Raw genomic sequence first — 13191 nt, forward strand, 5'->3', positions numbered from 1 at the left:
GCACCAGGGAGGATAACGTTGCTTCAGCAACGGCCCGTAGGGCGAGGCGCAGCCGAGTAATCCTCCCGGATGCACCATCTTCTTCTCCACCATCTTCTCCTGAATACCTCCATTACCTCTCTACCCTGAACAATCCTCATTTCTCTGTCAGCGACAAAATCAGTCAATTACGATAAAGTAACATCTGGTCATTTGGTTTGTGAGAACACGATGTACGAACGTTATGCGGGTTTGATTTTTGATATGGATGGCACCATCCTGGATACCGAGCCGACGCACCGTAAGGCGTGGGACGAGGTATTAGGGCGCTATGGCCTTCGTTTTGATCTGCAAGCGATGGTGGCGCTTAACGGTTCTCCAACCTGGCGTATCGCGCAGTCGATTATCGAACTGAATCACGCCGATCTTGACCCTCATGTGCTGGCGCAAGAAAAAACTGATGCAGTGAAAAGCATGTTGCTGGATAGCGTAGAGCCTCTGCCGCTGGTTGAGGTGGTCAAAGCCTGGTATGGCCGTCGACCTCTGTCGGTGGGAACGGGCAGCGAAAGCGCAATTGCCGAAGCGCTATTGACCCATCTGGGGCTGCGTCGTTATTTTGATGCGGTTGTCGCTGCGGATCATGTTCTGCACCACAAACCCGCGCCGGACACGTTCCTGCTGTGTGCAGAGCGTATGGGCGTTGTGCCGACGCAATGCGTCGTGTTTGAGGATGCGGATTTCGGCTTGCAGGCAGCACGCGCGGCGGGAATGGATGCCGTGGACGTTCGACTATTGTGAGTGACGGGCTGTCGCTCCTGTCACTGTTTGCCAGCAGTTTTCTCAGCGCCACGCTGTTGCCCGGTAATTCCGAAGTTGTTTTAGTTGCCATGTTAGTCTCCGGGGTAAGTCATCCCTGGGTCTTAGTCTTAACAGCAACAATGGGTAATAGCCTTGGAGGGTTAACTAACGTTATCCTTGGGCGTTTTTTTCCGTTGCGCAAAACATCGCGCTGGCAGGGAAAAGCCACTGGCTGGCTTAAGCGCTACGGTGCAGTCACACTATTATTAAGCTGGGCGCCGGTTATCGGTGATTTGCTGTGCCTGTTAGCGGGATGGATGCGCATCTCGTGGGGGCCAGTGCTCTTTTTTTTATGCCTTGGTAAAGCGTTGCGTTACGTTATCGTCGCAGCCGCTACGGTTCAGGGCATTATGTGGTGGCACTAATTGTGGGATAGACATTTACCGTCACCATTACAATTATGCTAATTAAAACGATTTTGACAGGCGGGAGGTCAATTTGATCCCGGACGTATCACAGGCTCTGACCTGGCTGGAAAGGCATCCTCAGGCACTAAAGGGGATTCAACGCGGGCTGGAGCGCGAAACGCTGCGTGTTAACGCTGATGGCACGCTGGCAACCACGGGTCATCCTGACGCGTTAGGCTCGGCGCTGACGCACAAATGGGTCACGACAGATTTTGCTGAAGCCCTGCTGGAGTTTATTACCCCGGTAGACGGCGATATTCAGCATATGCTCACATTGATGCGCGACCTGCATCGCTATACGGCCAGAAATTTGGGTGATGAGCGAATGTGGCCGCTGAGTATGCCTTGCTATATTGCTGAAGGGCAGGATATTGAGCTGGCGCAGTACGGTACGTCAAATATTGGTCGTTTGAAAACGCTTTACCGGGAAGGGTTGAAAAACCGTTACGGCGCGTTGATGCAAACCATCTCCGGCGTACACTACAATTTTTCGCTGCCGATGGCATTCTGGCAGGCGAAGTGTGGCGTCGTGGACGGGGAAGATGCGAAAGAGAAAATTTCCGCAGGTTATTTCCGCCTGATCCGTAACTATTACCGTTTTGGGTGGGTCATTCCGTATCTGTTTGGCGCCTCTCCGGCTATTTGTTCCTCATTCTTGCAGGGCAAACCCACCACGCTACCGTTTGAAAAAACGGACTGCGGTATGTACTACCTGCCGTATGCAACGTCGCTGCGTTTGAGCGACCTGGGTTATACCAATAAGTCGCAAAGCAATCTTGGAATTACGTTTAACGATCTGCATGAATATGTGGCAGGATTGAAGCGCGCGATCAAAACGCCGTCCACGGAGTATGCGGAGATCGGTCTGGAGAAGGACGGTAAACGCCTGCAAATCAACAGCAACGTGCTACAGATTGAGAACGAGCTGTATGCGCCGATCCGCCCTAAACGCGTGACGCGTAGCGGAGAAACGCCGTCAGATGCGCTTCTGCGCGGCGGGATTGAATATATCGAAGTGCGTTCGCTGGATATTAACCCGTTCTCGCCTATTGGCGTGGACGAGCAGCAGGTGCGTTTCCTGGATCTGTTTATGGTCTGGTGCGTACTGGCCGATGCGCCGGAAATGAGCAGCGACGAGCTGCTGTGCACGCGCACGAACTGGAATCGGGTGATTCTGGAAGGGCGTAAACCGGGGCTGACGTTAGGGATTGGCTGTGAAACCGCGCAGTTCCCGCTGCCGAAAGTGGGTAAAGATCTGTTCCGCGACCTGAAACGTGTGGCGCAAACGCTGGACAGCATCCACGGGGGAGAGGATTATCAGAAGGTATGTGATGAACTGGTTGCCTGTTTCGACAACCCGGAACTGACGTTCTCAGCGCGTATTCTGCGATCGATGATTGATACCGGGATTGGCGGCACCGGCAAAGCGCTGGGCGAGGCTTATCGCAATCTGCTGCGCGAAGAACCGCTGGAGATTTTGCGTGAAGAGGACTTCATTGCTGAGCGTGAGGCGTCAACGCGTCGTCAGCTTGAGGTTGAAGCGGCGGATACCGAACCGTTTGATGCGTGGCTGGAAAAGCACACCTGACAGAAAAGAAAAAGGCCACTCGTGAGTGGCCAAAATTTCATCTCTGAAAACAGGGATGATGATAACAAATGCGCGTCTTTCACATACTCAGACTCGCCCCGGAACGAAGAGTTCAGTTTATTTTAAAAAATATTATCGGAGGTGGCTAAATGCCGTTGTTAGATAGCTTCACAGTCGATCATACCCGGATGGAAGCACCAGCAGTCCGGGTCGCGAAAACGATGAACACCCCGCATGGCGATACCATTACCGTGTTTGACCTGCGTTTCTGCATCCCGAATAAAGAAGTGATGCCTGAGAAGGGTATCCATACGCTGGAGCACCTGTTCGCTGGCTTTATGCGTAATCATCTGAACGGCAACGGCGTTGAGATTATCGATATCTCCCCGATGGGCTGCCGTACCGGTTTCTACATGAGCCTGATCGGTACGCCTGACGAACAACGTGTGGCGGACGCCTGGAAAGCCGCGATGGCTGACGTGCTGAAAGTGAAGGAGCAGAATCAGATCCCGGAACTGAACGTTTATCAGTGCGGTACGTATCAGATGCACTCTCTGAGCGAAGCGCAGGATATTGCACGTCATATTCTGGAACACGACGTTCGCATCAACAGCAACGAAGAGCTGGCCCTGCCGAAAGATAAATTGCAGGAACTGCATATCTAGTCGAATGCAATGCCCGGTGGCGCGATGCTTACCGGGTCTACAATGTGCGCGTTCTGTAGGCCGGATAAGGCGCAGCCGCCATCCGGCAAAAAAAAGCCAGTTCATCATGAACTGGCTTTTTTATTAATGCGCGCCTCCACCGCCGCCGCCCGCGCCGAAAGGTGGTTTGGCGAACCAGACCAGCCCAAGCAGCACGAGGAAGATCCCGGCCGACATCCAGAAGATCTCATTGGCGGAAATAATCAGCCCCTGATTGGTAATCTGCTGGGCGATCCAGCCTGACGCCTGCTGCTGCGTCATCCCCAGCCCCTGTAGCTGATCGTACATCGCCTGGGCATTGGGGTTGTACGGATTCACCGACTCGGTCAATTGCGAATGGTGCATCGCCTCACGGTTGGTCCACATGGTGGTGGTGATTGATGTACCAATTGACCCCGCCAGCGTTCGCGTAAAGTTAGACAGACTCGACGCCGCCGCCAGACGCTCAGGCGGCAAGCCGGAGAGCGTGATGGTGGTGAGCGGCATAAAGAAGCAGGCTACGGCGAAGCCCTGAATAAACTGCGGCCAGGCCGATGCGCCGAAATCCATACCCGGTTCAAACGTCCACGCACGCCAGTAAAAGCAGACGGCATACATGATAAAGCTGAACGTGACCAGCCTGCGCATATCCAGCTTGTGGGCGAAACGTCCGATAATCGGCGACAGGATCACCGGGATTACCCCGACCGGCGCTGAGGCCAGGCCGGCCCACGTCGCGGTATAGCCGTATACCTCCTGCAACAGCTGCGGTAACAACACAATCGCGCCGAAATAGAGCATATAGGCGAGACTGATACACAAACAGCCAATCGTGAAGTTACGCGACTTGAACAAGGAGAGGTCAACGATTGGGTTATCGTCGGTCAGCTCCCAGACAATCAGGAAACTGATGGCAATGACGGCGACCACGGTCAGGATGATAATCTCTTGCGAGGCGAACCAGTCCAGCTCTTTCCCGCGGTCAAGCATGATCTGTAGACTGCCGATACCAATCACCAGCAGCGCCAGGCCGATAGCGTCGATACGTCGCTGCTCGGTGCGGGTCTCGCGACCGCGCAGGGTTTGCAGCGTCATCAGCACGACCGCAACCCCAATCGGCACGTTGATGAAGAAAATCCAGCCCCAGTGATAGTTATCGCTGATGTAGCCGCCCAGTATCGGGCCGCAGATCGGCGCGACAATCACCGTCATCGACCATAGCGCCAGCGCGATAGAACGTTTTGCGGGAGGATAGTTATTCAGCAACAGGCTCTGTGAGAGCGGGATTAACGGCCCTGCGACGACACCCTGAACCACGCGGAAGAAGATCAGCATGTTCAGACTGTTGGAGACCCCGCACGCCCATGACGCAATGGCAAAGGCGACGGTTGACCACATGAACAGCTTCACTTCCCCGACGCGTTTCGCCAGCCAGCCGGTAATCGGGATGGAGATCGCGTTCGCCACCCCGAATGAGGTGATAACCCATGTCCCCTGGCTCAACGATGAGCCAAGGTTCCCGGCGATGGTGGGGATCGCCACGTTAGCAATGGTGGAGTCCAGCACCTGCATGAATGTCGCCAGCGACAGCGCAATCGTCATAATGACCAGCTGCGCGCCTTCCAGCGGTTTTTGCTGTTGCATTACACGCACCTCAGGATTATCCCGCGTTGGCCTGCACAATCTCTTCGATCAGCTTATTGACCGGAGCGAGATTAATTTCTCGTGCGTTACTCTCAGAAACCGGGGTACTACGAACCTGGCTTGCCAGCACCTGTCCGTCGCGGTTCGACGTATCCACGGTGACGAGGGTTGATAAGCCGATACGCAGCGGATGCTGCGCCAGTTGCTGCGCATCCAGTTCAATACGTACAGGCAAGCGCTGCACGACCTTGATCCAGTTGCCGGTCGCGTTTTGCGCCGGAAGCAGGGAGAAGGCGCTGCCTGTCCCCATATCCAGGCCGACAACCTTACCGGTGTATTTCACGTCATCGCCGTAAATATCGCTGATGACCGTTGCCGGTTGGCCGATACGCATATGGGCGAGCTGCGTCTCTTTGAAGTTCGCGTCCACCCACAGGTTGGTGGCAGGCACGACCGCCATCAGCGGCGTGGTCGGGCTAATCTGCGCGCCAGGCTGTACGGCGCGGCGGGAGACGTAGCCGGTCATCGGGCTGACGATTTTGGTACGTTCCAGCGCCAGCCAGGCGTTGCGCACTTCCGTGGCCGCCTGTTGCACGGCAGGCTGATCTTCCAGCTTGCTGCTGAGGATCATCGCCTGGTTTGCGTTATATTGTTGAATTGCCACATCCAGCTGCGCCTGCGCGCTGGCGACGGCATCACGCGCGTGTTGCAGCTCTTCGCGACCGATCAGGTTCGCATTGCCCAGCGGCACGCGACGATTAAAGTCGCTTTGTGCCTGCGCCAGTGCGGTTTTCTGCACTTCAATGCTGGCCTGGAGCTGCTTGCTATTGATCATCAACTGGTGCGTCTGGCGAACGCTGGAGGCCAGCGCCGTTTTCGCTTTTTCGAATGCTTGTCTGGCATCCGTCTGGTCGAGCGTGACCAGCACGTCGCCCTGTTTTACAAAGTCAGTGTTATCAGCCCAGACTTTCGTCACGCTGCCTGATACCTGCGCCATGATTTGAACCTGGTTCCCTGCCACGTACGCATCATCCGTCTCTTCGATATGACGCAGTACTAAAAACCAATAAATCCCATATGCCACGGCAATTGCGATAAAGAGCAAGGTTAAAAGGATTAGCGCGCTTTTACGTTTGCCATTCTTCTTAACCGGTTGCTGCGGGGTTTGAGTCTCCGCATTTGCGCTCATGTTGTTCTCCACGATCTTATTTTTCATATCGGCTGAGCCGACGTTTTTGTCAGAAAGGCCAGCAGTATGACGTGCTGGCCTGTCAGTTTTTTCTTTTATAAATCTGGATGATTGAGCGTGTCGACGCGTTAGCGTAGCGCCTCAAGAACGGCGCCATCCTGATCCATCTGATCGAGACGCGTCAGGAGCTTACGAGTGATGTGCTCAAGTTGATCTTTTTCGGCGGTGCTGAGAGAGGACCATAGCTGGTGCAGGCAGTGATGCTGAGGCGGTAACACCTCGCGCAAAAACGCGTGACCTTTCTCAGTCAGTTGCAGATGCAGGCAGCGACGATCGTTATCGCTTTCACGACGTTCGATCCAGCCGCGTTTCTCTAACTCATCTGCGATACGTGTTGCGTTGGTACGGGACGAGCCCAGCGCGCAACTCAGTTCAGATGGCTGAATACTGTGGTTTTCCTGAGACTCCAGCGTAATCAACGCCATAAACAACGTCTCGTTAATCCCTTGAGCTTTCAGCATCTTATTGCGGTTTTCCAGCAGTTTGCCTTGCATATGCATGCAAAGGCGGGTCAGAAGGATCTCCTGGTAAGGAAACTCTTCGTGGCGGCTGGCGCGAAATTTTAGCATTTGTTCAATGGGCGTAAACGAACTATCCATTTGGGCATGACCTCATTAATTTCAGCCGATATAGTAACGACGGTGACAAATAAAGTAAATGTATTATTAATTTAAAATGATTCTTTTGGGTTATAAAATGACCCCTATCTTCCAGGCGAGTCCATAGCCCAGAGCGCTCAGTAGCGTTGGGATGATGATGCTGCGCGTCTTGTAGAAACTGACGCCCAGGACGGCAAACCCGACCAGCGTCGGAATGAACCGGCTGGCGTCGTGCATCACCTCGGGAGCCGTAGACACCACCAGCAGGGCGCAGATGGATGCGATGCCAATGGTGTCGAGCAACACGCCCGTTGCCCCGCGCCTGGCGGGACGGGTGTTTCCCATTCGCAGACGAAGCGGTAAATAACGAAAACAATAATTGGCGCAGCCGACCAGCAGTCCCAGCAGCAAAACCTCATAACTCATCGGGCGCTCCTTGCCAGAACGACTGGATCAAGGCGGTCAGACACCCGCTGGCGATACCCGCCAGGATAGCCGCAGGAATGGAAAACAGCGTGACGCCTGCCAGCGCGCCGATTAACGCCGCCGTGACGCACAGCGTTTGTTTGCGTTGAAAAGAGGCGAGCAAAAAGCTCATAAACAGGGCTGGCAGCATAAAACCTAATGCCGCCTCAACGGCGGGGAAGCCTTTCAGCAATCCGCTCCCGGAAAATGCGCCAATGACCGTGCCGAGCACCCAGGAGGCCCAGGAGCAGAACGCGATGCCGATCATCCAGTTTTCACTCCAGCGACGGTTATCCCGCACCAGTTTGGCCGTGGCGGCAGCAAACACTTCATCGGTGAGACCAAATGCCCACAGGGCGGTTTTAGGTTTACTGAGCCGTTGACTGATGCGACTACGCAGGGAAGGGCCGTACAGCACATGGCGCACGTCCATCGCCATCACGGTCAACGCGGCGACCCATAATGTGCTGCCCGCCGCGAGCATGGTGGTGATGACGAACTGGCTGGCGCCTGCGTAAATAATGCAGGAGAAAAAAACGCTTTCGAGGGGAGTAAAGCCCAGACGGGTGGCGTTAAGGCCAAACGCAAACGCCACCGGAATATAACTTATGACTATCGGTAAACTGTCTTTGAATCCTTCCGTTAAGGTTGCCGGACGGAGCTCAGACTGGGGTGCAGGGCTTTCCATAAGATTATCTGATTCGTCACCGATGTTAAAATAACCAGCATAAATGAATCATATAACCTTAACAGAGTGGGGGACGCCTTAACACCCTGGGGAGCTCAATCAAAGGTAAACGCTTGCCATCTGCTTAATTTGCGGCTTCTTGTCGGTGAAAACCTCGCCACCAGACCAGCAGATTGAGCGCGGCGACGGTGGTACCGGCCAGACAAACGCCGGCCCAGCCGGCATGCTGCCAGGCCGATGCCGAAATCAACGAACCGGCGGCGCCGCCGATAAAGTAGCTGGTCATATACCCGGCGGTGAGCCGGTTGCGCGCATCCGGGTGGACGCGGTAAATCACCGTCTGATTGGTGATATGTACGCCCTGCACGGTGAGATCCAGCACCAGGATGCCAATAATCAGCGCCAGCACCGAGCTGTGTCCGTACCAGATAGCCAGCCAGGAGAGCAACAGCAACAGCAGGCCGAAAGTCGTGGTGAGATGAGACTTCCCTTTATCGGCAAAACCGCCCGCCGGACGTGCGCCCAGCGCGCCAGCGGCTCCCGCCAGACCAAACAGCCCAATCATCCCTTCGGAATAGTTAAACGGCGGCGCGGCCAGTAAAAAGGCCATCGATGTCCAGAGAATGCTGAAGTTGGCGAACGTCAGGCAGCCTAACAACGCGCGGGTGCGCAGGAGGCCGTCGTGGATAAACAGGCTGAACACGGAACCCAATAGCTGCGGATAGTTAAGATGCGTTTCTGATTTCACCTTTGGTAAACCGCGCCACAGCGCGACGGCCATCAGCGCCATCAGCACAGAAGCGACCCAGAAGACGGTGCGCCAGCCGCCAAGATTCGCCAGCAATCCGGCAACGGTACGCGCCAGTAAAATCCCCAGCAGCAGGCCGCTCATGATGGTGCCGACCACTTTGCCGCGCTTATCCGGCGTGGCGAGCGTCGCCGCCAGCGGCACCAGGATTTGCGCCACGACGGAGAACAGCCCGGTGAGCGCCGTGCCGAGAATCATCATACCGAGCGACTGGCTGCTGGCGGTAATCAGCATGCCGCCTGCGGCCAGCAGCGTCATGGAGACGATGAGCGTCCGGCGCTCGAACATATCGCCCAGCGGCACCAGAAAGAGCAATCCGGCGGCATAGCCCAACTGAGCGGCGGTAACGATAAAGCCCGCCGAGCTGGCGGAAAGCGAGAAATTGTTTGCGATAGTATCGAGCAACGGCTGGGCGTAATAGTTACTGGCGACGGCCAGACCGGTTGCCACGGACATTAAAACAATCAGCGCCGGGCTAAGCCCGTGAGTGGATTTAGTCATTATTTTGAGTCAGATATGATTTCCTGGGGTATCAATCATAGCGGATGTTTATGAATGTGAGTGGTTTGTTGAGTGATGGATTGTGCGGTTGGGGGAGGGCGTATAGGCCGGATAAGGCGCATCGCGCCACCATCCGGCATTGGTGTGGTTACTGCGCCTGATGGCGCGCAGCTTTAAGGCCGACGAGTGGGTTATTTCTGCGCGGCCAGCGCTTCTTTTACCCAGCCGTCAAACTGCTGCTGGTGGGCTTTGATCCAGCCGTCAACGTGACCCTGAACATCAGCCTCGGACGATTTGCCTTCATGCATCATCGCGTTCTGCGCGTTGATATCCGCCAGCGGCACCTTCATGATGGCGAACAGCTTCGCCGCCGCCGGGTTTTTCTCTGCCCAGGCTTTGTTGGCGACAATGTGCATGGTGTTCACCGGGAAGCCATAGTTCGCGCCGTTCGGCAGTTTGGTATCAATGTCTTTCTGCTCGCCCGGCAGGGAAGAGAACGGCACCTGCAACCAGACAACATCTTTACCCGGCTTCATCACGTCGCTCACCCAGTACGGCGTCCAGGTGTAGTACAGAATCGGCTTGCCTTCTTTGAAGCGGGTGATGGTGTCGGCCATCATCGCGGCATAGTTACCGTGGCTGACGTCGACGGTTTTTTCCAGATCGAACGCTTTGTTCTGGTGGTTAATCACCGCTTCACAACCCCAGCCTGGCGAACAACCCATCATGTCAGCTTTGCCGTCGCCGTTGGTGTCAAAGATTTTGGCGATTTTCGGGTCTTTCAACTGGGCGAGGTTAGTGATCTTGTACTGCTCAGCGGTTTTCTTGTCGATCAGATAACCCTGCGCGGCGCCCGTCACGAATACCCCCTCGCGATAGAACTTTTTGTCTCCGCCCGCAGCGGCGTACATATCATCATGCAGCGGCTGCCAGTTCACGGCGGTAAAAGTTGCATCGCCAGAGGCAATGGAGGTGTAACCGACGTTGTAATCAACTTCGCTTGGCTTATTAACGGTATAACCCAGTTTCTCCAGCGCGCGGCTGACCAGCAGCGTCTGGAAGGTTTCTTCGGTGATGGTGCTCTGCACCGGCTGTACGGTAACGCCTTTGCCCGGCAGGTCGGCAGCGAATGCGCTGGTAGAGACAAGGGTGGCAAACGCTGTGGCAAATAGAATGTTATGTCGCATCGTTGTTCCTTATTACACTTCATCTTTCAAGCTGCCTCTTTGTTGGCTGCACCCATGCACCCCGGTCACGTACTGCGTGTACGCTCCTGGGGACACATTCGTTTGCCGCCGCGATGCAACTTGAACGATTTTGTGTAAGCTAATGAATTGTAGACCCGGTAAGCAATGCGCCACCGGGCAACGGGTGAATTACTTAACGAAAGGGCGAGTGATAAGCCCAACGGGACCGGTGGTATACCAGCGGCGGTTGCCACGGCTGCGCGAGTCGCGACCAACGGCCTGGGTCAGGCGGTCCAGAATGATAGCGAGGATCACAATACCGACCCCGCCGACGGTTGCCAGCCCCATGTCGAGGCGGCCAATACCACGCAGCACCATCTGACCAAGCCCGCCGACGGCAATCATAGAGGCGATCACTACCATGGAGAGGGCAAGCATGAGCGTCTGGTTAACACCCGCCATAATGGTGGGCATGGCCAGCGGTAGCTGTACTTTAAACAGCATCTGACGCGGACTGGCGCCAAATGAGCGTGAGGCTTCGATCAAATCTGCCGGAACCTGGTTAATCCCCAGAATGGTCAGACGCACAATCGGCGGCAGGGCAAAGATAATGGTCACTACCACCCCCGGCACGTTACCGATACCGAACAGCATCACGATCGGCACCAGATAGACGAACGCAGGCGTTGTTTGCATCGCATCCAGCAGCGGGCGGACAATCTTCGCCGCACGCGGACTGCGCGCCAGCCATATCCCCAGCGGCAAACCGATGACCACGCAGAACAGCAGGGCGGTCAGCACCAGCGCCAGGGTAATCATCGCCTGTGACCAGGCGCCAATCGCGCCGATGGCAATCAGGGACACCAGCGTGGCGGCCCCCATCCCCAAACCGGAGATCTGCCAGGCGATCAGTGCGAAAATGATAATCGCCACCGGAGCTGGCATACCCAGCAACAGCTGCTGGAAGCCATTGAGAATGTAATCCACCGGTACACGGATGCCCTGGAAAACGGGGCGGAAATGCGTAACGACCCAGTCGATCCCTTCAGTGACCCAGCTGTCCAGCGGGATCAGCGTCTTATGGAACGGGTCCATAATATTAAAATGTTCTGGCGCAGGCGCGGGAGCGCTGGTCAGCCAGTCTGCGCCGCCGCCATCGGCAGGCGCGCCCGAAGGCGTTCCCCAGGCGTCGGCGGATTGCGCGGCGCTATCCGCCGCTGGCGCGGTATCCCACGGATTAGTTTGTTCAGCCATTGTTTGCCCCCTCGCGATCTAAAGCCTGTAACAGCATGCGTTTTGAAATAATGCCGACATACTGTTGTTCCTCGTCGACAACCGGCACCGCACAAGGCGCCTGGCCAACATGAGAGAGCAACTCGCTAAGAGGTGTTTGCGCATCCACCGCCAGTGACTCGTCAATAAGCGCTGCTTCAATACCTTGCGCCTGGCTTAATGCCGCTTTTAATGAGTCGATGGAAACAATGCCGACAAACTTATTACCGCGTTCAATCACATAACCAAATTCACGGTCTTCATCCTGCAATAATTTCAGTGCGGAACGCGGACCAAAACCTGGCGTTTTACGAATTAATCCCACCGGGCTGCGGCGGGCAATATCTTTGGCGCTGAACACCTGGCTAATATCGACCCCACGGAAGAAGGTGCGGACATAATCATTCGCCGGGTTATTCAGAATTTCATCTGGCGTTCCCACCTGAACGACTTCGCCGTTTTGCATAATGGCAATACGATCGCCAATACGCATCGCTTCATCGAGATCGTGGGAAATAAAAACGACGGTACGCTGATGTTTTGCCTGTAGTTTTACCAGCTCATCCTGCATCTCGGTACGAATTAAGGGATCGAGCGCCGAGAAGGCCTCATCCATTAACAGAATGTCAGGGTTGATCGCTAATGCGCGGGCCAGACCGACACGCTGGCGCATACCGCCGGAGAGTTCATCCGGGTAGCCGTGCGCATAATTCTCCAGCCCCACCTGGCGTAAGGCATCCAGCGCTTTTTCACGGCGCTCTTCAGCGGCAACGCCGGCTAATTCCATGCCGAATGCCGTATTATCCAGTACGGTCATGTGCGGCATTAATGCAAATGACTGGAAAACCATCGCAATTTTCTTTCTGCGCACCTCGCGAAGCTCGGCGTCAGATATTTTTGCAATATCAACGCCGTCGATCAGCACTTGCCCGCGGGTGGGTTCAATCAGGCGATTGAGAAGGCGTACCATTGTGGATTTACCCGAACCGGATAATCCCATGATGACAAAAATCTCGCCTTCTTCAATGGCCAGACTGGCGTCTTTAACGCCAAGCGATAGCCCTGTTTTATCCAGAATTTGCTCTTTCGAAAGTCCTTTTTCAATATATTTGAAAGCTCGCTGCGGATGCTCACCAAATATCTTATAGAGATTCTTAACTTCTAATTTAATTGCCATGCAATAGAAAGATTCCTGTTATTTATTATGTCGATACGATACCTGATAGAAATAGTCACCTTTTTCTACCCTAACATACTGAGAAT

The 13191-nt window shown here is 55.0% G+C and carries 13 protein-coding genes and 1 other RNA gene; 5 read left to right on the forward strand and 9 right to left on the reverse strand.

The window, feature by feature from the left end; all coding sequences use genetic code 11:
- The 5 genes from OGV82_RS05670 to luxS all read left to right on the forward strand — a co-directional run.
- Window positions 1-77: non-coding RNA, RtT sRNA (locus OGV82_RS05670), on the forward strand; the annotation flags it as partial.
- Between the two features lie 133 nt (window positions 78-210).
- Window positions 211-777 (forward strand): fructose-1-phosphate/6-phosphogluconate phosphatase, encoded by a 567-nt coding sequence (yqaB, locus tag OGV82_RS05675; RefSeq protein WP_047461727.1) that lies wholly within the window; start codon window positions 211-213, stop codon window positions 775-777.
- Window positions 774-1202, forward strand: a complete 429-nt coding sequence (locus tag OGV82_RS05680) for a YqaA family protein (protein ID WP_047461729.1) — start codon at window positions 774-776, stop codon at window positions 1200-1202. The genes yqaB and OGV82_RS05680 overlap by 4 nt, the downstream gene beginning before the upstream one ends.
- A gap of 73 nt (window positions 1203-1275) precedes the next feature.
- Window positions 1276-2832, forward strand: a complete 1557-nt coding sequence (gene gshA / locus OGV82_RS05685) for a glutamate--cysteine ligase (RefSeq protein ID WP_047461733.1) — start codon at window positions 1276-1278, stop codon at window positions 2830-2832.
- Between the two features lie 149 nt (window positions 2833-2981).
- On the forward strand, window positions 2982-3497 hold the full coding sequence (gene luxS, locus OGV82_RS05690) for an S-ribosylhomocysteine lyase (RefSeq protein ID WP_012134800.1): 516 nt from the start codon (window positions 2982-2984) through the stop codon (window positions 3495-3497).
- Between the two features lie 123 nt (window positions 3498-3620).
- Here luxS and emrB read toward each other — a convergent pair whose 3' ends face one another.
- From emrB to proV, 9 genes are all read right to left on the reverse strand, one after another.
- Window positions 3621-5159, reverse strand: a complete 1539-nt coding sequence (emrB, locus tag OGV82_RS05695; protein WP_012134799.1) for a multidrug efflux MFS transporter permease subunit EmrB — start codon at window positions 5157-5159, stop codon at window positions 3621-3623.
- A 16-nt stretch (window positions 5160-5175) separates the two neighbouring features.
- Window positions 5176-6348, reverse strand: a complete 1173-nt coding sequence (gene emrA / locus OGV82_RS05700) for a multidrug efflux MFS transporter periplasmic adaptor subunit EmrA (RefSeq protein ID WP_110493908.1) — start codon at window positions 6346-6348, stop codon at window positions 5176-5178.
- Between the two features lie 128 nt (window positions 6349-6476).
- The gene (gene mprA / locus OGV82_RS05705) at window positions 6477-7007 is read right to left on the reverse strand and encodes a transcriptional repressor MprA (RefSeq protein ID WP_012134797.1); all 531 of its coding nucleotides are present in this window, start codon (window positions 7005-7007) and stop codon (window positions 6477-6479) included.
- 90 nt (window positions 7008-7097) lie between these two features.
- Window positions 7098-7433 (reverse strand): L-valine transporter subunit YgaH, encoded by a 336-nt coding sequence (ygaH, locus tag OGV82_RS05710; protein WP_047461737.1) that lies wholly within the window; start codon window positions 7431-7433, stop codon window positions 7098-7100.
- A complete protein-coding gene (locus OGV82_RS05715) occupies window positions 7423-8160 on the reverse strand; it encodes an AzlC family ABC transporter permease (RefSeq protein ID WP_101744373.1) in 738 nt (245 codons plus the stop codon). Before OGV82_RS05715 ends, ygaH begins: the two co-directional genes overlap by 11 nt.
- Before the next feature lie 124 nt (window positions 8161-8284).
- Window positions 8285-9469: an MFS transporter gene (locus OGV82_RS05720; protein ID WP_012134794.1), complete on the reverse strand. Its 1185-nt coding sequence runs from the start codon at window positions 9467-9469 to the stop codon at window positions 8285-8287.
- A 191-nt stretch (window positions 9470-9660) separates the two neighbouring features.
- A complete protein-coding gene (gene proX / locus OGV82_RS05725) occupies window positions 9661-10656 on the reverse strand; it encodes a glycine betaine/L-proline ABC transporter substrate-binding protein ProX (RefSeq protein ID WP_012134793.1) in 996 nt (331 codons plus the stop codon).
- Window positions 10657-10845: 189 nt separating this feature from the next.
- Complete coding sequence (gene proW, locus OGV82_RS05730) at window positions 10846-11910, reverse strand: glycine betaine/L-proline ABC transporter permease ProW (RefSeq protein WP_047461746.1); 1065 nt, start codon at window positions 11908-11910, stop codon at window positions 10846-10848.
- The gene (gene proV, locus OGV82_RS05735; RefSeq protein ID WP_012134791.1) at window positions 11903-13105 is read right to left on the reverse strand and encodes a glycine betaine/L-proline ABC transporter ATP-binding protein ProV; all 1203 of its coding nucleotides are present in this window, start codon (window positions 13103-13105) and stop codon (window positions 11903-11905) included. The genes proW and proV overlap by 8 nt, the downstream gene beginning before the upstream one ends.
- Window positions 13106-13191: the final 86 nt, after the last annotated feature.

Source organism: Citrobacter sp. CK191 (assembly GCF_030333435.1).
In the GTDB taxonomy this organism is placed as follows: domain Bacteria; phylum Pseudomonadota; class Gammaproteobacteria; order Enterobacterales; family Enterobacteriaceae; genus Citrobacter_B; species Citrobacter_B koseri.

Bases quoted from the DNA above. Each gene is read 5' to 3' on its own strand.
- yqaB (WP_047461727.1), top strand. From the start codon at position 211: ATGTACGAACGTTATGCGGGTTTGATTTTTGATATGGATGGCACCATC.
- luxS (WP_012134800.1), top strand. From the start codon at position 2,982: ATGCCGTTGTTAGATAGCTTCACAGTCGATCATACCCGGATGGAAGCA.
- emrB (WP_012134799.1), bottom strand. From the start codon at position 5,159: ATGCAACAGCAAAAACCGCTGGAAGGCGCGCAGCTGGTCATTATGACG.
- emrA (WP_110493908.1), bottom strand. From the start codon at position 6,348: ATGAGCGCAAATGCGGAGACTCAAACCCCGCAGCAACCGGTTAAGAAG.
- mprA (WP_012134797.1), bottom strand. From the start codon at position 7,007: ATGGATAGTTCGTTTACGCCCATTGAACAAATGCTAAAATTTCGCGCC.
- ygaH (WP_047461737.1), bottom strand. From the start codon at position 7,433: ATGAGTTATGAGGTTTTGCTGCTGGGACTGCTGGTCGGCTGCGCCAAT.
- OGV82_RS05715 (WP_101744373.1), bottom strand. From the start codon at position 8,160: ATGGAAAGCCCTGCACCCCAGTCTGAGCTCCGTCCGGCAACCTTAACG.
- OGV82_RS05720 (WP_012134794.1), bottom strand. From the start codon at position 9,469: ATGACTAAATCCACTCACGGGCTTAGCCCGGCGCTGATTGTTTTAATG.
- proX (WP_012134793.1), bottom strand. From the start codon at position 10,656: ATGCGACATAACATTCTATTTGCCACAGCGTTTGCCACCCTTGTCTCT.
- proW (WP_047461746.1), bottom strand. From the start codon at position 11,910: ATGGCTGAACAAACTAATCCGTGGGATACCGCGCCAGCGGCGGATAGC.
- proV (WP_012134791.1), bottom strand. From the start codon at position 13,105: ATGGCAATTAAATTAGAAGTTAAGAATCTCTATAAGATATTTGGTGAG.